Source organism: Rhodanobacter sp. Soil772, assembly GCF_001428385.1.
Lineage (GTDB): Bacteria > Pseudomonadota > Gammaproteobacteria > Xanthomonadales > Rhodanobacteraceae > Rhodanobacter.
In genome coordinates this window covers 684,468-708,413 of sequence record NZ_LMSK01000002.1, presented here as the reverse complement: position 1 = coordinate 708,413, position 23,946 = coordinate 684,468, and the positions used below count along the sequence as shown (strand labels likewise).

The following is a 23,946-nucleotide window of genomic DNA, read 5'->3' as shown; positions in this document are numbered from 1 at the left end:
GGCGATTATACGTGGTCGCCCGAGGGAGCCTTGCGCGGCGCGGTCAGATGCAGCGTTTCCAGCGCGCCCAGCAGCCGGTCGACGTGGGCTTCTTCATGCGCCGCCGACAGCGTGATGCGCAGTCGCGCCTGGCCGGCGGGCACGGTCGGCGGGCGGATCGCGGTCACCAGCAGGCCTTGCCGTTCCAGTGCCTGTGCCGCGGCCAGCGCGGCCTCGGCGCTGCCCAGCAGCAGCGGCTGGATCGCGCTGGCCGACGCTGCCAGCGGCAGGCCGAGTTCGGCGGCACCGCGGCGGAAGCGGGCGATCAGCGCGGCGAGCTTCTCGCGCCGCCAACCTTCGGACTGCGCCAGCTGCACGGCTTCAAGCGCGGCGGCGGCCAGCGCCGGCGGCATCGCGGTGGTGTAGATGTACGGGCGCGCGAACTGGATCAGGCCCTCGATCAGCGCGGCCGGACCGGCCACGAACGCGCCACTGCAGCCGAGCGCCTTGCCCAGCGTGGCCATCAGCAGCGGCACGTCGTGCTGGCTCAGGTTCGCGGCGCTGAGGCTGCCGGCGCCGTGCTCGCCGAACACGCCGAGCCCGTGGGCGTCGTCGACCATGAAGGTGGCGCGCTCGCGTGCGCACAGTTGCGCCAGCTCGCACAGCGGCGCGACGTCGCCGTCCATGCTGAACACGCCGTCGGTGGCCAGCAGCGCGGCGGCGTCGGGATTCGCCGCCAGCTGGCGCGCCGCCGCCGCCATGTCGGCGTGCGGATAACGCTTCAGTTCGGCGCCGCTGAGCTTGGCGCCGTCGAGCAGGCAGGCGTGGTTGAGCTTGTCCTGCACGCACACGTCGCCGCGTGCCAGCAGCGCCTGCAGCACACCGAGGTTGGCCAGGTAGCCGGTGGAGAACAGCAGCGCCCGCTCGCGCCCGGTCCAGGCGGCCAGCGCCTCCTCCAGTTCCGCGTGCGCGGTGCGGTGGCCGCAGATCAGGTGCGCCGACGTGCTGCCGACGCCTTCCTCGCGCGCCGCGCGGATGAGCGCGCCGATCAGCTGCGGGTGTTGCGCCAGGCCGAGGTAGTCGTTGCTGCAGAACGACAGCAGGCGCTGGCTGCCGCTTTCCAGCCACGGGCCGTCGACGTGGTCGATCGTGCGCAGCCGGCGCAACAGATTGGCGCGTTTGCGTTCGGCCGTCTGGACGGCCATGCGTTCGAGCAGGTCAGGCCGCTGCACTGCAGCCACAGCCTTGTCCGCAGCCGGCGGCGTCGCTTTCGAGGATGCCGGCATGCGCCGTGCCGGCCTGCTCGACGACCTCCATCGGATGCAGGTCGAGCCGACGGAACAGCGCGCGGTCCGCCTCCACGTCGGGGTTGCCGGTGGTCAGCAGCTTCTCGCCGTAGAAGATCGAGCCGGCGCCGGCGAAGAAGCACAGCGCCTGCACCGCATCGTCCATCTGCTGGCGGCCGGCGGACAGGCGCACGATCGACAACGGCATCAGGATCCGTGCCACCGCAATCGCGCGCACGAATTCGAACGGGTCGAGCGGCTCGGCGTCGCCCAGCGGCGTGCCGGGCACCGGCACCAGCTGGTTGATCGGCACCGAGTGCGGATGCTCGGGCAGGTTGGCCAGCGCCTGCAGCAGGCCGGCGCGCTGTTCGCGCGTCTCGCCCATGCCGACGATGCCGCCGCAACAGGTCTTCAGGCCGGCGTCGCGCACCTGCTCCAGCGTTTCCAGGCGGTCGCGGTATTCGCGGGTGTGGATGATCTCGCCGTAGAACTCCGGCGCGGTGTCGATGTTGTGGTTGTAGTAGTCGAGACCGGCGTCCTTCAGCGCCTGCGCGTGGCCGTCGCCGAGCAGGCCCAGGGTGGCGCAGGTTTCCAGGCCCAGTTCCTTCACTGCATGCACGATCGCGGCGACCTTGGGAATGTCGCGGTCCTTCGGGCCGCGCCAGGCTGCGCCCATGCAGAAACGGCTGGCGCCGGCAGCCTTGGCGGCGCGGGCGCGTTCCAGCACGTCGTCGATGTCCATCAGCTTCTGCGCGGTCACGCCGGTATCGTAGCGCGCCGCCTGCGGGCAGTAGGCGCAATCCTCGGGGCAACCGCCGGTCTTGATCGACAGCAGGGTCGACACCTGCACCGCGTTCGGGTCGTGGTGCTCGCGGTGCACCGTGTGCGCGCGGTGCAGCAGCTCGTTGAACGGCAGGGCGAACAGCGCGACGACCTCGTCGCGTGTCCAGTCGTGGCGAAGGGGAACTGGCATGACGGACTCCAGGGCAGAGGCCGCGCAGTGTGGGTGGCCCCTGCCGCTTCGTCAACCTGCAAAGCCATGCATAAGGTTGACGAAGCGGTGGTGCCCGGTGGCGTTATTTGCCGGCTGCGCGTGCCGCCTTCACTTGTTCGGCGGTCACCGGTTTGCCCTGGTTGCCCCAGGAGATGCGCTCGTGGTTGGCGATGTCGGCGATGTCCGCATCGTTGAGGCTGGCGGCGAACGGCGGCATCGCGCTGGGGTAGCTGACACCGTCGATGGCGATGCCCTGCAGGCCGTGCAGGATCACGTCAAGGTGTTTGGCAGGGTCGGCGTCCAGCACCGCGGCGTTGCCCTTGAGCGGCGGAAACGCGCCGGGCAGGCCCATGCCGGTGGCCTGGTGGCAGGCCGCGCAATAGGTGGCAAAGAGCTGGGCGCCGTGCGCGGCGTCGAACTTGTACGGACCGGTGGCCGGCGGCGGTGCGGCGTTTGCGTCCACCGGTGCCTTGGAGACGGTCGGCGCCGCCAGCGCCTCGCCCGGCGCCGCCACCAGCAGAATGCCTTGCGCGCCCAGCACCGCGTGCGCCATCGAATGATCCACGAACGGATACTTGCCCGCTTCATCGAGGGTGAGGTCGAACACCGCGCCCTCGCCCGGCCCCACCGTATAAGTGGAGACGCCGGAAATCGCCTCGGCCGGGTTGCCGTCGGGGTAGACCTTGTCGAAGATCGCGCCGATCACGTGGAAGGCGCTCCACAAATTCGGGCCGGCGTTGACCACGTACAGGCGCACCAGGTCGCCCGGCTTGGCGGTCAGCGGGTGGGCGGCGTACTGGAACGCGGCGCCATTGAACACCACTTCGTCCGGACGGATCTGCTGCATCTTCTCGTAATTGCCCGCCATCAGCGTGCCGGACACCTGCTGGGTGTACCACTCGCCCTGCACCAGCACGTAGCTCTCGGCGGCCGGCGGCAGTGGCGTGGCCGGGTCGACGATGATCGCGCCGTACATGCCGTTGCCGATATGCAGCAGCACCGGCGGAGTGCCGCAGTGGTAGAGGAAGGCGCCCGGCACCTTGGCCACGAACGAGAACCTGATCGACTCGCCCGGCATGATGTCCGCGTAGTGCAGGTTGGGCGGAGTGATCGCGGAGTGGAAGTCGATCGAGTGTTGCATGGTGCCGTGGTTGGTCAGCACCACGTTCACCGTCTGCCCCTGGCGTACGTGGATCACCGGGCCGGGTACGCTCTTGCCGAAGGTCCAGGCCTGGTACCGCACGCCGCTGGCGATCTCCACCGTATCGTCGGAGACGCTGATGTTCACCTCAGCGCTGTCGCCCGCGGTCAGCGGCGGCAGGCGGGCGTCGCGGGCCTTGCCGATGGGCTGGGTCGAAGCCAGCGACAGCGGCGTCACCGCGGCGGCGGCGGCTTCGGGGCTGGCCGATTTCACGTTCAATGCGCTGTGCAGGCCGGCCAGCAGCAGCGCCACCAGCAGCAACACGCCGGCCAGTGCCGGCGCCTGCATGTGCCAGGGCAGGCGCTTCACACGGTCGAGCGGTGCATTCGCGTTCCACTCGGAAAATTTCCGCCAGCCCGGCCAGCGGCCCTCGATCAGGTAGTCGAGGCTGTAGGGGCTGGGGCCGGCACGCAGGTTGATGACGATCAGCGCGGCGAAGATCAGCACGTAGCTGATCGCCGCACCGATGTTGTTCGCGCCCACCGAGTAGGGCCCGCCAAAACCCTCGGCGGTGCTCCAGACCAGCAGGCTGAACAGGATGCCGACGACGTAGGTGATCTTGCGCGCGAAGCCCAGCAGCAACGCCAGCGCCAGCGCCGTCTCGGCGATACGCGTGGCCCATACGAAGAAGCTCGCGTGCGGCGTCACCAGATCGATCCACAGCTGGAACCACCACGCCGACCACGCCGGTTGCCCAGTGGCGGCATTGTGCAGGTAGCCCACGTAGTGGCTGGCGAAATCGTCGGTCCAAGTCAGCGCGGCGCCGACCACCCAGATGATGCCGAAGGCCACGCGCAGGGCGGTGCCGGCGACCGCCGGCCAAGTCGAGGGAGTGGATCTGTCATCTGGTGCGGTCATGCGAAACCTCCGGGAGCGAATGAAGGGCGATGGACGAAGCCGTGTCGCTACCATGGTGGTGGCCAGTGGCCGAGTGTACGACCGCGAGGTCAGATGGGCGCGACCTCCGCCGGGCGGGTTGCCGCTACCATCAGGCGACTCGGGGAGGGAACGGGGTGCGCATGGGCAAGGCAAGTCTGCTCCAATCATGGCAAGTACTGCAGCGCTGGGTGCTGCCGCTGCGCTGTCTGTTGTGCGGCGCGTCGGGCGCCGGCGGCGTGGATCTGTGCGCCGACTGCGCGGCCGAACTGCCGCGCAACCGCAGTTGCTGCGCCCGCTGCGCGCTGCCGCTGGCCGTGCCGGCAGCGCTGTGCGGCGAGTGCCAGCGCCGCCTGCCGCCGTGGGATGCGGCATGGGCGCCGTTCCGCTACGGCTGGCCGCTGGATCGGCTGGAGTCGCGCTACAAGTTCAACGCCGACCTCGCTGCCGGCCGCGTGTTGTCGATGCTGTGGCAGCGCGAGCCGTGCCCGATCCGGCTGCCGCAATTGCTGTTGAGCGTGCCGCTGCATCACAGCCGGTTACGCCGGCGCGGCTACAACCAGGCGCTGGAACTGGCCCGTCCACTGGCACGTGCGGCCGGCGTGCCGCTGCGTCACGACGCGCTGCTGCGCCGGCGCTCCACCGCGGCGCAGACCGAACTCGACGCGCTCGCCCGCCGCCGCAACGTGCACGGCGCGTTCGCCGTGCGCGAAGGCGTTGCGCTGCCCGCGCACGTGGCGATCCTCGACGACGTGATGACCACCGGCGCCACCCTGGCCGAGTGCGCCCGCGTGCTGCGCCGCGCCGGCGTGCAGCGGGTGGACGTGTGGGCGCTGGCGCGCGCGCCGTCGCCGCGCGGGTGACGCTCTGCGTGGATCCGGTCTAGTCGCCGCGATCGGCAAGCGTGTCGAGGAAGCGGGTAACGCGCCACGACAGGCGTCCGAGCGCGGTGAAGTGGACGGGGTCGAGGTGACCGTCGTTCTGCTCGATCTGCAGGAGTCCGAAACCGGCCAGCGCCTCGCGCCGAAGATCCTCGTAAAGCGCCATCGCCTCGGCGGTGAGCGCCCGGTGGATCTGCGGGATTTGCTCCAGTGTGTAATGGCGGATCTTGTCGCGGTCGTAATAGCCCATGGCGCGGGTCAACGGGACGGTCAGCGCCTTTTGCAGGGCATCGAACACACCGGTATCGATGGCCTCGTGGAAAACCGCGTGCACATGCGGCAGATTGCGCAGGGTACGGAAGTACAACTGCACGATCGAGAAAAATCCGCGCAGCACCTCGACATGGCTGGCAACCCGACCCCCATTGAGCTGCGCCAGGCCTCGCGTGGACAGCAGCACATCGAGCGGATTGCGGAAAGCGAAGATGTAATGCGACGCGTAGAAATACCGGCAATGGAAATCGTACAGCTGCCCGCATTCCGCCACGGCATGCTCGGGGTTGATGACGATCTTCGAGCCGACATGGCGGTATAGATCCGCCAAGCGTGCAAGATAGATCCACCAGCAGGCGTCTGTTTCGAACAGGTGGGGGCAGTGGCTGCTCTTGTTCTTCTGGTTGCCCCAGGCGCGATGCATACCGTTGTAGCGCGCGGCGAAATCCGCGCTGCCGGGGTCACGGTGAAAGCCGGGTTCGCCGAACAGGAAAATATCGTCGGTATCGTTCAGGGCGTTCTGCAGGATCGTGGTGCCCGTTCTGGCGGCGCCGATGACGAAAAGGCCCTGGCCGGCGATCCGGCGGCAGGTCCGGGTCGGGTCAAGATGGTCGTCGAGAGGCTGCTGGATGGGTTCAGCAGGCATCTGTGGAGTGGTCGACGGCCGCAACGACTGCGCACGCAGCCTCCGCTTCAGCCGTCCGATCAACGAGGGCATGTCATTCATCCCGTGGCGTCTGCCAGTCGCTCAGGCCGGGCGATCGCCGCAGCAGGGACGAGTCTCGCATGCCCGTATGTGGCAGCGGAACACTGGAATTGACCCGGCCGGCCAGCGCGATGCCCTGGCCGGGGCGCACTGGCCCGCCGCTATTTTCTCGAATCCGACCTGCTGTACAGACGCGCGGACGGCTCCCGGCCCGTACGCCATCGCCATCACTTGCCCGTTGTCGCCTCGACGTCCAGGCTGGTCAGGGCGATGCCCAATCGCCGTTCGTCGCTGCTCTTGCCGAGCGCCAGCGGCGAGGTGGCGGCAGGTACCACGATGCGCAGGCGGTCGAGCGCGCGCGGGTTGTGGAAGCGCAGCTGTATGGACTGCTGTTGTTCGGTGAGGGTGAAGGTTTGTGTCTCGTCACCGAGCGTCATGGCGAATGGCCTGCCGGCATTGGGACCGTAGGCGGAGGCGGTCAGACGCAGGCTGGCCGAAGCCGGCAGCGGCCGGGTGAAGTGCAGTACCACCTCGTCGGAGTCGGACCAGCGGCCGAAACCCTCGACGCCGGAAAGGCCCTGCACCGCCCCCAGGTCCGGGCTGTTGTCGCTGAAATCGATGTGGAACGGCGCCGGCAGCCGATACAGCGCGAAGCCGCCGAAATCCTGTGCCGACAGGGACACGGCCTGCATCGGATGCACGCCGACCACCAGTGCCCATCTGCTGCCGATGGGGAACCTGCCCGCGTCGATGGGCTGGCCAGGTTGCAGCGGCACGATCGTGGTGTCCGCGGCATCCAGCTGGAACTGTGCCTGCGCCAGCTTGAAGATGTCGTCGCCGAAGATCACCACTCCCGAACGCTGCAACGGAAGCAGCGCCCGTAGCGTGCGCGCCGCCGTGTCGTAAGTGTCCGGGGTTCTCCGCTGCGCCGCTTCACGGGCGACCAGGTGCGACGCGCCCAGGGCGAATACCGGCACGAAGATCCATGCGTACAGGATCGTGCCCAGCCGCCGGCTGATGGCCCACATCGCCAGGATGCCCAGTCCCAGTGCACTGATCACATGGAAGAAATGCGGGTCGACCACGGCCCCGTAAAGCTCCGGTGCATCGATGCGGTTGGGGGCGAAGCCACGGAAGTGGTACCACGCGGCAAGAACCGACAGTCCACCCACGACCAGTACGGCGGCGGCGTGCCTGAGCACGTGGCCACGGGTGGGTGGCGTATCGTCGTGGATCCATGCGCCGGCCACCAGGTAGAGCAGCGGCAGTGCGAAATCGTAGTAGCGCATGTGCAGGCGGCGCAGTGCTTCCAGCGGATTTCCATCCGGAACGTTTGCCGTGAAGTACACCGTCACTGCCACCAGCACCGACAACATGGCCAGGCTGAACGCCATCAGCCGTTGCCGGTCGCCCGAAGCGGCATCGTTGTCGGCAGGAATGCGTTGCAGCTGGAACAGACACGCCAGTGGCACCGCGTACAACACGACCAGCGCCAGGCCATGGCCGAACAGCGACCGCGCACCGTAATGCAGCAGCGAGCCCAAGTCGGGATGACGGAAACTGCCGTTGGCCTGTGCCGCATAGAATCCACCCAGCAGATCCAGGCCTTGACGACCGGCGATCAGGTAACCCAGGCCAAGCCGCACCGCCAGGAACGCCAGCAGCGCAGCGACGATGCCCTGCCATGTACCGTGGAGCCGCGCTGGGCCGCAGCCCAGCGCTCCCGTCGCCAGCAGGTAGATGCAGTAGCCGCCCACCAGGAACAGTGCGTGCAGTTTCACCAGGCACATCACGCCGAGCAGCGCGCCGACGATCAGGCCGTTGCGCGCTGACGCCCGCGGCGCGATCGCCAGCACCAGCCACGCAAACACCCAGAACAGGAAGAAGTACATCGCCTCGGGCATGAAGAACGCGGTATAGGTGGACACCGGCCCGAGCAGGCTGGCCAACGTCAGCAGCAGCGCCAGGCCAATCTGCATGTACCGCCGCGCCAGCATGAAGACGAAAGGCGCTGCCGCCACGAAAAATCCCGCATTGAGCACGCGTACGCAGTCCATGAAGTCAGCGCCGCATACGTTGCTGCTGCGATAGATCAGGAAGTAGAGGAACGAGGGCACCTGCGCCTGCGACAACGGAAGCAGCCGGCTGTAGAGGCTGTAGGTCCACTCGTCACCCAGTACCGACGGGCCGAGCCCGCTGTTGCGGAACACCAGGAAGACAAAGACGGCAACCATCCCCAGCCACAGGGTGCGCGGGATGAGCAGGCGGCCAGGGTCGCTGGGTGTCATCGGGGAGGAATCTGGCAGATGGATGCAGCGATGATGGATGAGTTGCCCGCGAAAGGCACTACACGCTGCCAGTGGCGCAGGGTCACGGGTGAGGAGGAATGAGGAATAAGCGAGGTCCCTGCACCGGCCCGCCTTGCCTCAGCGCAGCGCCAGCGCCAGCACGATGCCGATCCACACCGCCAGCCCCAGCCAGTTGTTGTGGCGGAACGCGGCGAGGCAGGCGTCGCGGAGGCGGTTGCGGATCAGCCACAGCTGGTAGCCGAACAGGCCGGCGGCGATCAGCAGGGCCAGCCAGTACGGCCCGCCGAGTCCGGCGCGCTGGCCGACGAACAGCATGGCCAGCAGGAAAGTGCCCATCAGCATGCCGAGGATCGGCACGTCGGCGTCGCCGAACAGGATCGCGGTGGACTTGGCGCCGGCCTTGAGGTCGTCGTCGCGGTCGACCATGGCGTACTCGGTGTCGTAGATCACCGACCACAGGATGTTGCCGATGAACAGCAGCCAGCCCACCGGCGGCACCGTGCCGGCCACCGCCGCGAACGCCATCGGGATCGACCAGCCGAACGCGGCGCCCAGCACGACCTGCGGCAGGTAGGTCCAGCGTTTGGTGAACGGATAGATCGCCGCCAGCGCGGCGCCGGCGAAGGACAGCTCGATGGTCAGCCGGTTGGTGAACAGCACCAGCACGAACGCGAACGCCAGCAGCGCGGCGAACACCAGCAGCGCCTCGCGCGGCGTCACCCGCCCGGAAGCGATCGGCCGGCCGGCGGTGCGCGCCACCAGCGGGTCGAGCTTGCGGTCGGCGTAGTCGTTGATCGCGCAGCCGGCCGCGCGCATCGCGAACACGCCGAGGGTGAAGATGATCAGCAGCTTCCACGGCGGGAAGTCGCCGGCCGCCAGCCACAGCGCCCACCAGGTCGGCCACAGCAGCAGCAACGCGCCGATCGGGCGATCCATCCGGGTCAGTACCAGGTAGTCGCGGGCTTTCTCGCGATAACGCGTCGGCAGTTTCTGCAGCAGCCAGTCCAGTACCCGCATGGCGCGGGTCGAGCTGTCGGCTGGGCGTGCCGGTCCGGCGGCGGTTTTCGCCGGGCCGGGCCGTGGCCGGATGGCGGACGCAGGCGCTGCGCTGCGCCGCGAGTGCTTCTTGCGGGATGGGGGAGCCATGCGCGGAAGTCTAGCGCGCCATGCCGCTTCGAACCGCGCGGTGGATCACCACCCGGCTAAAGCCCGGCGCGCGGCAGCCGATATGACCTGTGGGCGACCTCGTTCGGGGTAATGCCAAGCATGCGCCGTACGAAGCCCAGAGCCGCCGGTGCCTGGAGCGTTGATGGCCGAATACAAAACCGTCGAGAAGGACTCCACGCTGTCGCACGCTGCGCCCGCGGGCGACGATGGCGTTGCCGGCGTGTCCGCGCTGGTGGCGGCGGAGCCTGCGCTAGCGGGCTCCTTCGCCCATTCGCGCCTGCTCGACTCGGTGGCCGCGTTCACCCACCACCGCGACATCGCCGCGCTCGACCACAGCCTGGCGCTTTCGCTGGCCGAGCTGACCTCGGCACGCAGCGTGACCCTGGCCAAGTGGGCGATTGACGGCGCGTACGTGGAAAGCGTCGTGCGCTGCGTGCCGGATGCGCAGGGCGCCTATCAGCTGCACGCGGCCGATCCGGATCGAGCCGACCCGGCGCTGAACCTGCTGCATCGCTGCATGCACCGGCTGGAAGTGCAGACGGAAAGAGTGCATGACCTGCACCGGCTGGTCGTGCCGATCCTGTGCGACGGTCGCGCGATCGGTGCGCTGCAGCTGGACAGCGACATGCCGCCGGCCGCCAGTCGGCCGCTCGCCGACGGGTTTGCCCGCATCTATGCCAACTACACCGCCCTGCTCCATGAAAGCGAGCGCGACAAGCTGACCGGCCTGTACAACCGGCGCAGCCTCGAACGCCAGCTGCAACGGTTGTTGCACCAGCGCGAACAGGCACTGCACCAGGCCGCCATGGCCAGACCGGAGCCGCACGGACAACCTGGCGCGCCCACCGCGGGGGCAGCGCAGGTCTGGCTGGCGATCCTCGACATCGATCACTTCAAGCGCATCAACGACAACTACGGGCATATCTATGGCGACGAGGTGATTTTGCTGCTGGCCCAGCAGATGCGCGCCTGCTTCCGTCGCAGCGACGTGCTGTTCCGCTTCGGCGGCGAAGAGTTCGTGATCCTGTTCGGCGCCACCGAGCAGGCCACCGTGCACACCGTGCTGGAGCGTTTTCGTCAGCGCATCGCCGGGCATGTGTTTCCGCAGGTGGGCAGCGTCACCGTCAGCATCGGTTATGCCGGTGTCGGCGACCACGATTATCCGGCGAGCGTGCTGGACCGCGCCGACAAGGCGCTCTACTTCGCGAAGCAGCACGGCCGCAACGGCACCTACGGCTACGAGAGCCTGAGCGCGCGCGGCCTGCTGGGACGCGAGATGGCAGCGGGAAGCATCGACCTGTTCTGAGCCATCAGCTGCGCAGCAGCAGTCGATAGGCCGGGTGCGCGCTCTCGTCCACATGCGGGTAGCCCAGCGTGGCAAGGAAGCGCCGGAACAGCGGCTGTTCGGCCGCGGGCACCTGGATGCCGACCAGGATGCGGCCGTGGTCCGCGCCGTGGTTGCGGTAATGGAACAGGCTGACGTTCCAGTCCGGATGCAGCTGGCCGAGGAAGCGGGTCAGGGCGCCGGGGCGTTCGGGAAATTCGAAGCGGTACAGCAGTTCGTCCTGCGCCAGCGGCGAGCGGCCGCCGATCATGTGGCGCAGGTGCAGCTTGGCCAGCTCGTCGTCGGTGAGGTCGAGCACGTCGAACTGCTGCGCGCGGAAGGCGGCGATCAGCGCTTCGCGCTCGTCGCGGCTGGCGATCTGCACGCCCACGAAGAGGTGCGCGGAGCGTGCGTCGCCGATGCGGTAGTTGAACTCGGTGATGGCGTGCCGGCCGAGCGCGGCGCAGAAGCGGCGGAAGCTGCCGCGTTCCTCCGGGATGGTCACCGCGAACACCGCCTCGCGCTGCTCGCCGACCTCGGCGCGTTCGGCGACGAAGCGCAGGCGATCGAAATTCATGTTCGCGCCGGAGACGATCGCCACCAGCGCACCGTCGCCGACACCGTGCATGGCGACGTATTGCTTCAATCCGGCCAGCGCCAGCGCGCCGGACGGTTCCGGCACGCTGCGGGTGTCCTGGTAGATGTCGCGGATCGCGGCGCAGATCGCGTCGGTGTCCACCCGCAGCATCGCGTCCACGTGTTGTCGACACAGTGCGAAAGTGAGTGCGCCGACCTGCTTCACCGCGGTACCGTCGGCGAACAGGCCGACCTCGTCCAGCACGACACGCTCGCCGGCTTCCAGTGAGCGCGCCATGGCGTCCGAATCGGCGGCCTGCACGCCGATCACCTTCACTCCAGGCCGCAGCGCCTTGATGCCGCCCGCCACGCCGGCGAGCAGGCCGCCGCCACCGACCGGCACGAACACCGCCTGCAGCGGGCCGGGATGCTGACGCAGGATCTCCAGCGCAATCGTGCCCTGGCCGGCGATCACTGCCGGGTCGTCGAACGGGTGCACGAACACCGCGCCATGTTCGGCCTGCAACTGCGCGGCCGCTACCTGTGCGTCGCTGTAGGAATCGCCGGCCAGCACGATGTCCACCATCGCGCCGCCGAAGCGGCGCACCGCGTCCACTTTCAGCTGCGGCGCGGTCACCGGCATCACGATGGTGGCGCGGATGTCCAGCTTCGCCGCGGCGAGCGCCACGCCTTGCGCATGATTGCCGGCAGAGGCGGTGATCACACCACGCGCGCGCTGCGCCGCATCCAGCTGCACCATGCGGTTGTACGCGCCGCGCAGCTTGAACGAGAACACCGGTTGCTGGTCCTCGCGCTTGAGCAGCACGCGCTGGCCCAGCCGCGCGCCGAGCAGCGGTGCCGCTTCCAGCGCCGATTCGTGCGCCACTTCGTAGACGCGCGCGGCGCGGATCTGTGCCAGCAGGCCGCCGTCCGCTACCGCATCGTCATCGGTAACATGCGGCGCAACAGCATTCATGCAGCGAGAGCCGTCGCCGGATGCGCCACCTGCAGCACGTCGACCAGCTTGCGCGTCTGCTGCAGGATCTGGCCGAGTGCGTCGTCGTCGCATTGCAGGCTAAGGGTCAGCCGCGACACCGTCGGGTCATGCGTGGCGGCGACGGTCAGCGTGTCGATGTTGTAGCCGCGCGCGGCGAACAGCCCGGCCACGCGCACCAGCGCGCCGGCTTCGTTTTGCAACAGGATGGACAGGGTGTGGTTCATGCAAGTGGCTCCGTAGTGAGTCCTACCCGGCGAGACATCCTCTCCGCTCGTCATTCCCGCGAAGGCGGGAGGCGCTTTTCAACAGCGAAGCTGGTCATCGCTCTTGAGGGCGGTGGAGCGATTCCCGCCTTCGCGGGAATGACGGCATTGAAGGTTTGTCGAGATCTCAGGATGGGAGGAGGAAAGGTCAAAAGCTCAGAACATGTGCGACGATGAGTCCTCGCGAACGACCGCCGCCGCGCGCGAAGCAATGAAATCCCCGGTGATCATCTGCGCGTAGCTGGCCCCGGGCCCGACCATCGGGTACACGCCGGCGTCCGGGTCGATCATCACTTCCAGGAAGGCCGGGCCGTCGAAGGCGAGGAAGTCGGCAATCGTCGCTTCCAGCTCGCCCACGCGTTCCAGCCGCCGCGCCCATTCGAAGCCGTCGGCCTGCGCGGCGCGCACGAAATCCTTCTTGTGCAGGCTCTTGTCGGACGCGGCGAAGCGGCCCTTGAAGTACAGCTTCTGCCACTGCCGCACCATGCCGTCGCCGACGTTGTTGAGTACGACCACCTTCACCGGCAGGTTGTAGGTGGTGACGGTTTCCAGCTCGCCGATGTTCATGCGGATGCTGGCGTCGCCGTCGATGTCGATCACGAGTTTGTCGCGGTGCGCGAACTGCGCGCCGATTGCCGCCGGCAGACCGAAGCCCATCGTGCCCATCGAACCGGAGGTGAGCCAATGCCGCGGCGCGCGGAAGTCGAAGTACTGCGCCGCCCACATCTGGTGCTGGCCGACGCCGGTGCTGACGATCGCGCGGCCCCGGGTGTGGCGGTTGATCGCTTCCAGCACCGCGTACGGCTGGATCAGCGCGCTGGCGCGGTCGTAGTTCATCGCGTGCACGCGCTTCAGTTCCGCCACATGCGCATGCCACTCGGCGAGCTGCGGCTTGAAGCCGTGCGCGCGGCCGTACGCGGTGAGCCGTTCCAGCGCGCGTTGCAGCGGGCCGACGTGATGCCAGCCGACCGGCTTCACCTTGCCGATCTCGGCCGGGTCGATGTCGATCTGCGCGATGAACTTCGCGCGCGGCGCGAACTTGTCCGGCACGCCGGCCACGCGGTCGTCGAAGCGCGCGCCCAGCGCCAGCACGAAGTCGCAGTCTTCCACCGCGTAGTTCGCGTAGGCGGTGCCGTGCATGCCGAGCAGGTGCAGTGCCAGCGGGTCGGTGCTGTCGAAGCCGCCCAGGCCCATCAGGGTGGTGGTGACCGGCAGGCCGAAGGCATCGACGAACGCGCGCAACGCAGCGGATGCCGCCGCCGCGATCACGCCGCCGCCGGCGTAGATCAGCGGGCGCTGTGCCTGCATCAGCGCGTGGAAGAACGTCGCGCAATCGGCGTCGCCCAGCGTCGCCTGTTCCACCGCGCGCAGCCGCGTGCGGTAGCCGCTCAACGCCAGCTCGCCGGTGCCGCGGAACGACAGCGCGGTGTTCTGCACGTCCTTCGGCACGTCCACCACCACCGGGCCGGGCCGGCCGCTGCGGGCGAGGGTGAACGCGGTGCGCACGGTCGCTTCCAGCTGCGCCGCGTCGGTGACCAGGAACACGTGCTTGGCGCAGGCGCCCATGATGTTGCTGATCGGCGCCTCCTGGAACGCGTCGCTGCCGATCGCCGCGGTGCCGACCTGGCCGCAGATCACCACCAGCGGGATCGAGTCGGCCATCGAATCGCGCACCGGTGTCACCATGTTGGTGGCGCCGGGGCCAGAGGTGACGATGGCTACGCCGACCTTGCCGGACGCACGCGCGTAGCCTGCCGCCATGAAGCCCGCGCCCTGCTCGTTGGCAGGCACCACCAACGGCATCGGTTCGCTGCCGTCGGCGCACGCGTGTTCGGCGTTGTAGCGGAACACCGCGTCGTACACCGGCAGGATCGCGCCGCCGGAGTAACCGAACATCACGCCGACGCCCTCGTCGGCGAGCACCTGCACGATCACTTCGGCGCCGCTCATCGCCTGGCCGGCCAGCGGATGCCGGTCGGTGGTGGTTTCGGTTTTCAGTGCTTGTGCATTCACCAGAAAAATCCCCAAAGATTCGATGCCGTGCTCCCTCCCCTGCAAAGCAGGGGAGGGTTGGGGAGGGGTTGCTCTTGCTCGTAAAGTCAAAAGCCAACCCCCTCACCTGAAGGACTCCCTTCGGTCGCCAACCTCCCCCTGTTTCACAGGGGGAGGAGCCAAAAGCGGTCAGCCGGCCTTCTTCAACGGCGCGACAGCCGCAGGTGCCGCGTTCGGTTGCAGCCACGGCATCCGTGCACGCAGCTTCGCGCCGACCACCTCGATCGGATGCTCGAGATCGGCCTGCTTCAGGCGCTTGTAGTTCGGCAACCCGGCCTGGTATTCGGCGATCCAGTTGCGCGCGAAGGTGCCGTCCTGGATGTCGGTGAGCACCTCCTTCATGCGCGCCTTGGTGCCGGCGTCGACAATGCGCGGGCCGCTGACGTAGTCGCCGTACTGCGCGGTTTCGGAGACGAACTGCAGCATCTTGGCCAGGCCGCCCTCGTAGAACAGGTCGACGATCAGCTTCAGCTCGTGCATCACCTCGTAGTAGGCGATTTCCGGCTGGTAGCCGGCCTCGACCAGGGTCTCGAAACCCTTGATCACCAGCTCGCTGGCGCCGCCGCACAGCACCGCCTGCTCGCCGAACAGGTCGGTCTCGGTTTCTTCCTTGAAGTCGGTCCGGATGATCATCGCGCGGCCGCCGCCGATGCCGTCGGCGTAGCCCTTGGTCTTCGCTTCGGCCTGGCCGCTGACGTCCTGGTGCACGGCCCAGATGCACGGCACGCCGCGGCCGCGCTCGTACTCGCTGCGCACCAGCGCGCCGGGGCCCTTCGGTGCAACCAGGATCACGTCGATGTCGGCGCGTGGTTCGATCTGCCTGAAATGCACGTTGAAACCGTGCGCGAACAGCAGCGCGGCGCCGGGCTTGATGTTCGGCCCGATCGACTCCCTGTACAGCGTCGGCTGCACCATGTCGGGGGTGAGCACGGCGACCAGGTCGGCGCCCTTCACGGCTTCGGCCGGCTCGGCGACCTTGAAGCCGTCGGCTTTCGCCTTGTGCCAGGTCGGGCCGTTCGGGCGCAGGCCGACGACGACGTCGAGGCCGGAGTCGCGCAGGTTCAGCGCGTGCGCGCGACCCTGGCTGCCATAGCCGAGCACGGCGATGCGGGATGAGGCGAGGGTGGGGTTGCTGCTCATGCGGTGACTCCCTGGTTGGATTCGGTTTGGATGTGCTTGGGTGTGGACACGGAGGTATCCGGATGCGTGGTGGCACCGTCAGAGGCGGAACCGACCAGCAGCGCGTACTTGGCCAGCGCGCCGCGGCTGACCTTCGGTGCGGGCGGTTGCCAGCCGACGCGACGTGCGGCGAGGTCGGCGTCGGTGGCGATCTCGCGGCGGGCCGCGTCGATCACGATGCGGTCGCCTTCGTGCAGCAGCGCGATCGGTCCGCCGCGCGCGGCTTCCGGCGCGATGTGGCCGACCATGAAGCCGTGGGTGGCGCCGCTGAAGCGGCCGTCGGTGATCAATGCCACGTCGTCGCCGAGGCCGCGGCCGATCAGCGCGGCGGTGACGCCGAGCATCTCGCGCATGCCGGGGCCGCCGGCCGGGCCTTCGTTGCGGATCACGATGACGTCGCCCTTGCCGATGTCGCCGGCCTGCACCGCGGCGAACGCCTGCTCCTCGCCTTCATACACGCGGGCGCGGCCTTCGAAATGGCTGGCGCCCTTGCCGGCAAGTTTCAGGATGCAGCCTTCCGGGGCGAGGTTGCCGTACAGGATCGAGTAGCCACCGCGCGGTTTCAGCGGTTGCGTGACCGGATGCACCACATCCTGTGCGTCGGCACGCGGCGCGGCGGCGACTTCGGCGAACAACGAGCGGCCGGTGACCGTGGGTGTGTCTTCCAGCATGCCGGCGGCGATCAGCTCCTGCGCCACCCGCGCGCTGCCGCCGGCGCCGAACAGTTCCACCGCGGTGTAGCGCCCGCCGGGCAGCAGGTCGGCGATCACCGGCGTGTGCACCGAGGCCGGTTCGAAATCTTCCAGCGACCATTCGACACCGGCTTCGCGCGCGATCGCCAGCAGATGCAGCACGGCGTTGGTGGAGCCGGCCGTGGCGGCGACCATGCGCGCGGCGTTGCGCATAGAGGTGCGCGTGATCAGCTCGCGCGGCGTGCGGTTCTCGCGCAGGCATTCCATCACCAGCTCGCCGCAGCGGAACGCGGCCGCGCCCTTGGCCGGGTGGGTGGCGGGGATGTCGTTGTAGCCCATCGGCGACAGCCCCAGCGTGGACAGCACCATCGCCATCGTGTTGGCGGTGAACTGGCCGCCGCAGGCGCCGGCGCCGGGGCAGGCGTCGCGTTCCACCGCGGTCAGCTCCTCGTCGCTGATCCTGCCGGCGCCGTGCGCGCCGACCGCCTCGAACACCTGCTGGATGGTGATCGGATGGTTGTCGTGCGTGCCGTGCGCGATCGTGCCGCCGTACAGCGCCACGCCGGGGATGTTCAGCCGCGCCAGCGCCATCGCGGCGGCCGGGATGGTCTTGTCGCAGCCGCACAGCACCACCATCGCATCGAGGCAGTGGCCGTCCACCGCCAGCTCGATCGAGTCGGTGATCACCTCGCGGCTGATCAGCGACGAGCGCATGCCCGGCGTGCCCATCGCGATGCCGTCAGTGACCGCGATGGTGTTGAACTCCACCGGCGTGCCGCCGGCGGCACGGATGCCGGCCGCGGCCTCGACCGCCAGCTCGCGCAGGTTGAGGTTGCACGGACTCACGTTCGACCAGGTATGCACCACCGCCACCAGCGGCCGCGCGATCGCCTCGTCGTCGAGGCCGGTGGCGCGCAGCATGGCGCGGGCGGGTGCGCGGTCGGGGCCGCTCTTGATCAGGTCACTGCGCATGGCGATTCCGCTGGGTGAAGAAAGAAAAGCGCCCCCTGCGTGCGAGGGAGGTGGCTGGACGGGACGGGGATCGGCGCCATCGCGGCGTGCACGAACCGTCCGGCGCCGGGAGCACGCAGGGGGCGGCAGAAAATGCGGGCACGTCCGTGTGCCCGCTGGGGAAACCTGGCTGCATCAGCCGCATGCGCGGGCTCCGCAGAAGAACGCGGCGGTGTTGTCGGCGTGATCCTCGATCGCCGCGAGCACGGCATCGCGCACTTCATCGGTGCCGGCGCTGCCGCCGATGTCGCGGCTGTGCGGGCCGTGGCGCAACACCTGCTCGACCGCCGATTCGATCGCCACGGCCTCGGCTTCCAGGCCCAGCGAGTGGCGCAGCAGCAGTGCGGCAGAAAGGATCGCGCCGACCGGATTGGCCACGCCCTGGCCGGCGATGTCCGGCGCCGAGCCGTGGATCGGTTCGTACAGGCCCATGCGGGTCGAGGCGGCCGCAGGCCGCACCGAACTCCCTTCTCCCGTTGACGGGAGAAGGTGGCCCGAAGGGTCGGATGAGGGCACGCGATCTCCCAGCGAGGCCGACGGCAGCAGGCCGAGCGAGCCGGCCAGCGCGGCGGCCTCGTCGGTGAGGATGTCGCCGAACAGGTTCTCGGTGACCACCACGTCATAGCGGTTCGGCTGGGTCAGCAGCAGCATCGCCATCGAGTCGACCAGCTGGTGTTCGACTTTCACGTCGGGGTAGTCGGCGGCGATGCGTTGCACCGTGCTGCGCCACAGCCGCGAGGTTTCCAGCACGTTCGCCTTGTCGACCGAGGTGACGTGGCGGCGACGATTGCGCGCCAGATCGAACGCGCGGCGCACCACCCGTTCGATCTCGGCCACGGTGTACTTGCACTCGTCGGTGGCGGCGTCGGCGCTGCGCGTCTTCGCGCCGAAGTAGGCGCCGCCGGTGAGTTCGCGCACGAACAGCACGTCGACGTGCTTCAGCTTGTCGTTCTTCAGCGGCGACAGATTGGCCAGTGACGGATGCACCTGCAGCGGGCGCAGGTTCGCGTACACGCCGAGCGCGGCGCGCAGCGCCAGCAGGCCTTGTTCGGGCCGCACCGGTGCGTTCGGATCGGACCACTTCGGACCACCGACCGCGCCGAGCAGCACCGCATCGGCGGAGCGGCACGCGGCCAGCGAGGCGGCCGGCAACGGTTCGCCGGTGGCGTCGATCGCGATGCCGCCAATCAACTGTTCCTCGAACGCGAACACGTGCTCGTAGCGCGCGGCCACGGTCTTCAATACGGCCACCGCGGCGGCGGTGACCTCGGGGCCGACGCCGTCGCCGGGCAGGGTAACGATGCGTGCCTTCATGAATTGACTTCCAAAGAGTGGGTGGATGGAGACAGGGTTTGATCAAATTTCACGTCGTCCCAGCGAACGCTGGGACCCAGTGACTTGAGCTGGCACGAAGGCGCTGGACCCCAGCGTTCGCTGGGGTGACGGGTGTGGGGGCCGCGATTCATGCGGCAGCCTCCATGCGCTGTTCGTACTCACTGAACGCGTCGGCGTGCTGCAGCAGGTAGCCGAGCTGGTCGACGCCGTTGAGCAGGCAGTGCCGCGCGAACGGTTCCAGACGGAACGGGATACGGCCGCCGTCGGGCAGCGCGATGTACTGCTCGCGCACGTCGATCGCCAGCTCGATGCCCGGGTGCTTGAGCAGCCAGCGGTGTTCCAGTTCGTCGATGACGATGGCGAGCAGGCCGTTCTTCAGCGCGTTGCCGCGGAAGATGTCCGCGATCTCGCTGCACAGCACCGCGCGGATGCCGTAGTCCAGCAGCGCCCACGGCGCGTGTTCGCGCGAGGAGCCGCAGCCGAAGTTGCGCCCGGCCACGAGGATCGAGCAGCCACGCGCTTCCGGCCGGTTCAGCGGAAAGGCGGGGTTGTCGCTGCCGTCGGCCTGGTAGCGCCAGTCGTGGAAGCACAGCTTGCCCAGCCCGTCGCGCGTGGTCGTGGTGAGGAAGCGCGCCGGGATGATGCGGTCGGTGTCGATGTTCTCGTCGGCCAGCACGGCGGTGCGGGAGTGGAGGCGGGTGACGGGTTTCATGCGGCTTGCTCCTGTGTCGCGTACTCGCGCGGATCGGCGATGTGTCCGGCGATCGCCGAGGCGGCGGCGGTGGCGGGGCTGGCCAGCACGGTGCGTGCGCCCTTGCCCTGGCGGCCTTCGAAGTTGCGGTTGGAGGTGCTCACCACCAGCTGGCCCGGCTGCGCCAGGTCGCCGTTCATCGCGATGCACATCGAGCAGCCCGGCACGCGCCACTCGGCGCCGGCAGCGGTGAATACGTGGTGCAGGCCTTCGCGTTCGGCGTCGCGGCGTACCGCTTCGGAGCCGGGCACCACCAGCATGCGCACGCCGTCGGCGACGTGCCGGCCATGCAGCACGCGCGCGGCTTCGCGCAGGTCGGACAGGCGCGAGTTGGTGCAGCTGCCGACGAACACCACGTCGACCGGCATGCCCTGCATCGGCTGGCCGGGCTTGCTCTGCATGTAGTCGAGCGCGCGGCGCTCCTGCGCATTCGTGGCGGCCGGCACCGGTGCGTCCATCGCGATCGCCATGCCCGGATGGGTGCCGTAGGTGACGGTGGGCTTTACCGCGCCGGCGTCGATGCGCACCTCGCGGTCGTAACGCGCGCCGTCGTCGCCGCACAATGCGCGCCACTTCGCCACCGCCGCGTCCCACGCCGCACCCTGCGGCACGCGCGGGCGGCCTTTCAACCAGGCGAACGTGGTCTCGTCCGGCGCGATCATGCCAGCGCGTGCGCCGGCCTCGATCGACATGTTGCAGACGGTCATGCGCTCGTCCATCGACAGCGCCTCGATCGCCGCGCCGCGGTATTCGAGTACATAACCGGTACCGCCATCGACGCCGATCGTGCCGATGATGTGCAGGATCAGGTCCTTCGCGCCCACGCCCGGCGGCAGCTGGCCGTCCACATGGATCGCCATGGTCTTCGGTTTGCGCTGCAGCAGGCATTGCGTGGCCATCACGTGGCCGACCTCGGTGGTGCCGATGCCGAACGCGAGTGCGCCAAATGCGCCATGGGTCGAGGTGTGGCTGTCGCCGCAGACGATGGTCATGCCGGGCTGGGTCGCGCCCAGCTCGGGGCCGATCACGTGCACGATGCCGCGGTCTTCGCTGTCCCAGCCGTGCAGCTCGACGCCGAACTCGCGGCAATTGGTTTCCAGTTGCGTGACCTGCGCCTGCGCCTCGGCGTTCGCATACGGGCGGCTGCCGTCGGCATTCGTCGGCAGGGTTGGCGTGGAGTGATCCAGCGTGGCCAGCATGCGGTCGGGTCGGCGCAGTTTCAGGCCGCGCTCGCGCAGTTCGCTGAACGCCTGCGGTGAGGTGACTTCGTGCACCAGGTGCAGGTCGACGTAGATCACCGCCGGCGTGTCGCCGGTTTCGGCGGCGACGACGTGGGCGTCCCAGACTTTTTCGAACAGGGTTCGTGAGGTCATGCCGCGACCTCCGATGGTTTGTGCGCTCGTCCATGAGCGCCGGAATCGGCAGGTGGTGGCTCGCGGTCAGGGATGACCGCATTAACCAAACTCAGCCAGCCGTAACGATCTTCGGTGCGACCATCGAACAGGCCGAAGAACGCCTGCTGCAAAGCCTTGGTGATCGGTCCGGGCATACCCATACCGATCGCCTTGCGATCGACCGAGCGCACCGGCGTGATCTCGGCGGCGGTGCCGGTCATGAACACTTCGTCGGCGGAATACAGCGCCTCGCGCGGCAGGTCGCGCTCTTCCGCCGCGATGCCAAGGTCAGTAGCCAGGGTGATCACCGCGTCGCGGGTGATGCCGGCCAGGATGCCGGCGCTGGATGGCGGGGTGAGCAGCTTGCCGCGCTTCACCAGGAACAGGTTCTCGCCGGCACCTTCGCTGAGCAGGCCGTTGTGACCCAGCGCGATGCCCTCGTCGTAACCGTTGCGGCGCGCCTCCAGTCCGATCAACTGGCTGGACAGGTAATTGCCGCCGGCCTTGGCCCAGCTCGGCAGGGTGTTCGGTGCGGGACGATGCCACGATGACACACACACATCCGCACCGCGCTCGGCCGCTTCGCCGAGATACGCGCCCCAGTTCAGCGCGATGATCGCCACCTCCACCGACGCGCCGTCCCTCGCCAGCACGCCCAGCCCGCCGGCGCCGCGGAACACGATCGGCCGCACGTAGGCCGAGGGCATGCGGTTCGCGCGGATCACGTCGAGGCAGGCGGCGTTGATCTCGTCCTCGCTGTAGCCGACCTCGATCTCGTACACGCGCGCCGACTCGAACAGCCGGCGGGTGTGCTCGGCCAGTCGGAAATACGCCGGCCCGCGCGGCGTGGCGTAGACACGCTCGCCCTCGAACACTGACGAGCCGTAGTGCAGCGCGTGCGCGCTGACGTGAGTGGTGGCCTCGGCCCACGGCTTGATCTGGCCGTTGTGCCACAGGAAGGGCGTGCTCATGCGGTGGTCTCCTTGTGCGCGCGTCCATGCACGTGCGCGTGCGCGGCCACGGAAGGCCGCTTGTTGATCTGTGGGTCCGACGCCGATTGGCGGGCGATCCGGTTGACGATGACCAGCGCGGCCAATGCGGTGGCCTCCACGATGTCGGTGCTGGTGCCGTGGCCGCGCCAGTCGCGGGCGGCGTGGCGTGCGCTCAGTTGCGCGTGGCCCTGGGCGTCGCCGCCTTCGCCCATCGCGTCGATCTGGAAGCGGGTGAGTTCCAGCGGCGTGCCGGTGGCGCGCTCGATCGCGCGCAGCACCGCGTCGACCGGGCCGTCGCCGATCGCCGCTTCGCCGATCTCGTGGCCATCGTCGTGGGCCAGCCTCACCGAGGCCGACGCGCTGCCGCCCAGGTGCGAGCTGGTATGCAATTGCACGATGCGCCACGGGCCGGCGGCGTGCGGGTCGTGGCCCAGCGCCAGCGCCTCCAGATCCTCGTCGTGCAGTTCACGGCCATGGTCGGCCAGCGTCTTGAAGCGGGTGAAGATGTCGTCCAGCGCAGCGTCGTCCGGCGTGTAGCCCAGTGCCTGCAGGCGCTGGCGCAGCGCGGCGCGGCCGGAGTGCTTGCCCATCACCAGGCTGGTCGCGGCGATGCCGACGTCCTGCGGCCGCATGATTTCGTAGGTGCCGCGATGCTTGAGCATGCCGTGCTGGTGGATGCCCGACTCGTGCGCGAACGCGTTGGCGCCCACGATCGCCTTGTTGCGCGGCACCGCCTGGCCGGTCAGCTCGGTCAGCAGGCGCGAGCTTGGGTACAGCTGGCGGGTATCGATCCGCGTGTCGACGCCGAAGTGCGGTGCGCGCACCTTCAGCGCCATCACCACTTCCTCCAGCGCGGCGTTGCCGGCGCGCTCGCCGATGCCGTTGATGGTGCACTCCACCTGGCGCGCGCCGGCGCTTACCGCGGCCAGGCTGTTCGCCACCGCCATGCCGAGGTCGTCGTGGCAATGACTGGAGAAGGTCACCTTGTCCGCGCCGCGCACGTGCTGGCGCAGGTAGCGGAACAGCTCGACGATTTCGGTCGGCGTGGTGTAGCCCACCGTGTCCGGCGCGTTGAGCGTGGTGGCGCCGGCGGCGACCGCGGCGCTGAACACTTCCACCAGGAAATCCGGTTCGGTGCGCAGCGCGTCTTCGGCGGAAAACTCCACCTCGTTGCAGAAGCCGCGGGCACGTTCGATCGCGCGCACCGCGGTATCCAGCACCTGCGCCTTGCTCATGCCCAGCTTGTGCTCGCGATGCAGCGGGCTGGTCGACAGGAACAGGTGGATGCGCGAGTGGCGCGCCGCCTTCAGCGCGCGCGCCGCGCTGTCGATGTCGCCGTCCTGGCAGCGCGCCAGCGCGCATACCGTGGTGTTTTTGAGCGCGCCGGCGATTTCCGCAACTGCAGCAAAATCGTCCGGCGAAGCCTGCGGAAAGCCTGCTTCGAGGATGTCCACGCCAAGCGCTTCGAGCTGCTGCGCCATGCGCAGTTTCGCGCGCCGGTCCATCGAGAAACCGGGCGCCTGCTCGCCGTCGCGCAAGGTGGTGTCGAAGATCCGCACACGTTCGGCGACTACGTCGTCGTCGCTGATCGGGGCGTTGTGCTGGTCAGGGTTTTTCATCATGGCTCCGCTGTGGGCGGCGCCGAAGGCACAAAAAAACCCCGCATCCGTTACCGGGTGCGGGGTTCTTTGGGAGTCTTCAGGATCTT

Annotated in this window: 18 protein-coding genes; 2 read left to right on the top strand and 16 right to left on the bottom strand. The window is 68.7% G+C overall.

The genetic code is table 11. The features are described from left to right. Positions 1–5: 5 nt before the first annotated feature. The 3 genes from bioF to ASG75_RS09765 form a co-directional block, all read right to left on the bottom strand. A complete protein-coding gene (gene bioF, locus ASG75_RS09775; RefSeq protein ID WP_056389266.1) occupies positions 6–1,211 on the bottom strand; it encodes an 8-amino-7-oxononanoate synthase in 1,206 nt (401 codons plus the stop codon). Further along, positions 1,198–2,238: a biotin synthase BioB gene (gene bioB, locus ASG75_RS09770; RefSeq protein ID WP_056388377.1), complete on the bottom strand. Its 1,041-nt coding sequence runs from the start codon at positions 2,236–2,238 to the stop codon at positions 1,198–1,200. Before bioB ends, bioF begins: the two co-directional genes overlap by 14 nt. Positions 2,239–2,341: 103 nt before the next feature. Further along, the gene (locus tag ASG75_RS09765) at positions 2,342–4,318 is read right to left on the bottom strand and encodes a multicopper oxidase domain-containing protein (RefSeq protein WP_056388375.1); all 1,977 of its coding nucleotides are present in this window, start codon (positions 4,316–4,318) and stop codon (positions 2,342–2,344) included. Positions 4,319–4,479: 161 nt separating this feature from the next. On the opposite strand from ASG75_RS09765, the gene ASG75_RS09760 reads away from it, so the two are divergent. Further along, a complete protein-coding gene (locus ASG75_RS09760; RefSeq protein WP_056388373.1) occupies positions 4,480–5,199 on the top strand; it encodes a ComF family protein in 720 nt (239 codons plus the stop codon). Between the two features lie 19 nt (positions 5,200–5,218). Here the strand turns inward: ASG75_RS09760 and ASG75_RS09755 are convergent, their stop codons facing one another. The 3 genes from ASG75_RS09755 to ubiA all read right to left on the bottom strand — a co-directional run bounded on the left by ASG75_RS09755 (position 5,219) and on the right by ubiA (position 9,522). Then, the gene (locus tag ASG75_RS09755) at positions 5,219–6,208 is read right to left on the bottom strand and encodes a sulfotransferase (protein WP_162253100.1); all 990 of its coding nucleotides are present in this window, start codon (positions 6,206–6,208) and stop codon (positions 5,219–5,221) included. Between the two features lie 215 nt (positions 6,209–6,423). Continuing rightward, positions 6,424–8,484, bottom strand: a complete 2,061-nt coding sequence (locus ASG75_RS09750) for a hypothetical protein (protein WP_056388369.1) — start codon at positions 8,482–8,484, stop codon at positions 6,424–6,426. Positions 8,485–8,622: 138 nt separating this feature from the next. Beyond that, positions 8,623–9,522 carry a 4-hydroxybenzoate octaprenyltransferase gene (ubiA, locus tag ASG75_RS09745; protein ID WP_056388367.1) on the bottom strand — a complete coding sequence of 300 codons (900 nt, stop codon included), beginning with the start codon at positions 9,520–9,522 and terminating at the stop codon, positions 8,623–8,625. Between the two features lie 292 nt (positions 9,523–9,814). Between ubiA and ASG75_RS09740 the strand changes: the two genes are divergently transcribed. Further along, positions 9,815–10,978, top strand: coding sequence for a GGDEF domain-containing protein (locus ASG75_RS09740; protein WP_056388365.1), 1,164 nt, complete (start codon positions 9,815–9,817; stop codon positions 10,976–10,978). Between the two features lie 4 nt (positions 10,979–10,982). Here the strand turns inward: ASG75_RS09740 and ilvA are convergent, their stop codons facing one another. The 10 genes from ilvA to ASG75_RS09690 form a co-directional block, all read right to left on the bottom strand. Continuing rightward, positions 10,983–12,548: a threonine ammonia-lyase, biosynthetic gene (gene ilvA, locus ASG75_RS09735; protein WP_056388363.1), complete on the bottom strand. Its 1,566-nt coding sequence runs from the start codon at positions 12,546–12,548 to the stop codon at positions 10,983–10,985. Further along, positions 12,545–12,793, bottom strand: coding sequence for an acetolactate synthase small subunit (gene ilvN, locus ASG75_RS09730; protein WP_056388361.1), 249 nt, complete (start codon positions 12,791–12,793; stop codon positions 12,545–12,547). The genes ilvA and ilvN overlap by 4 nt, the downstream gene beginning before the upstream one ends. 195 nt (positions 12,794–12,988) lie before the next feature. Continuing rightward, positions 12,989–14,782, bottom strand: a complete 1,794-nt coding sequence (gene ilvB / locus ASG75_RS09725; RefSeq protein WP_235580209.1) for a biosynthetic-type acetolactate synthase large subunit — start codon at positions 14,780–14,782, stop codon at positions 12,989–12,991. A gap of 231 nt (positions 14,783–15,013) precedes the next feature. Further along, on the bottom strand, positions 15,014–16,024 hold the full coding sequence (ilvC, locus tag ASG75_RS09720; protein WP_056388357.1) for a ketol-acid reductoisomerase: 1,011 nt from the start codon (positions 16,022–16,024) through the stop codon (positions 15,014–15,016). After that, entirely contained in the window at positions 16,021–17,727 is a 1,707-nt protein-coding gene (locus tag ASG75_RS09715; protein WP_056388354.1) for a dihydroxy-acid dehydratase, read from the bottom strand. Before ASG75_RS09715 ends, ilvC begins: the two co-directional genes overlap by 4 nt. Positions 17,728–17,901: 174 nt before the next feature. Then, positions 17,902–19,080 (bottom strand): 3-isopropylmalate dehydrogenase, encoded by a 1,179-nt coding sequence (leuB, locus tag ASG75_RS09710; RefSeq protein WP_056388352.1) that lies wholly within the window; start codon positions 19,078–19,080, stop codon positions 17,902–17,904. A gap of 148 nt (positions 19,081–19,228) precedes the next feature. Beyond that, positions 19,229–19,813, bottom strand: coding sequence for a 3-isopropylmalate dehydratase small subunit (gene leuD, locus ASG75_RS09705; protein ID WP_056388350.1), 585 nt, complete (start codon positions 19,811–19,813; stop codon positions 19,229–19,231). Beyond that, positions 19,810–21,225: a 3-isopropylmalate dehydratase large subunit gene (leuC, locus tag ASG75_RS09700; RefSeq protein WP_056388349.1), complete on the bottom strand. Its 1,416-nt coding sequence runs from the start codon at positions 21,223–21,225 to the stop codon at positions 19,810–19,812. The genes leuD and leuC overlap by 4 nt, the downstream gene beginning before the upstream one ends. Further along, positions 21,222–22,217, bottom strand: coding sequence for a branched-chain amino acid transaminase (locus tag ASG75_RS09695; RefSeq protein ID WP_056388346.1), 996 nt, complete (start codon positions 22,215–22,217; stop codon positions 21,222–21,224). Before ASG75_RS09695 ends, leuC begins: the two co-directional genes overlap by 4 nt. Beyond that, complete coding sequence (locus ASG75_RS09690) at positions 22,214–23,857, bottom strand: 2-isopropylmalate synthase (RefSeq protein WP_056389263.1); 1,644 nt, start codon at positions 23,855–23,857, stop codon at positions 22,214–22,216. The genes ASG75_RS09695 and ASG75_RS09690 overlap by 4 nt, the downstream gene beginning before the upstream one ends. Positions 23,858–23,946 lie beyond the last annotated feature (89 nt).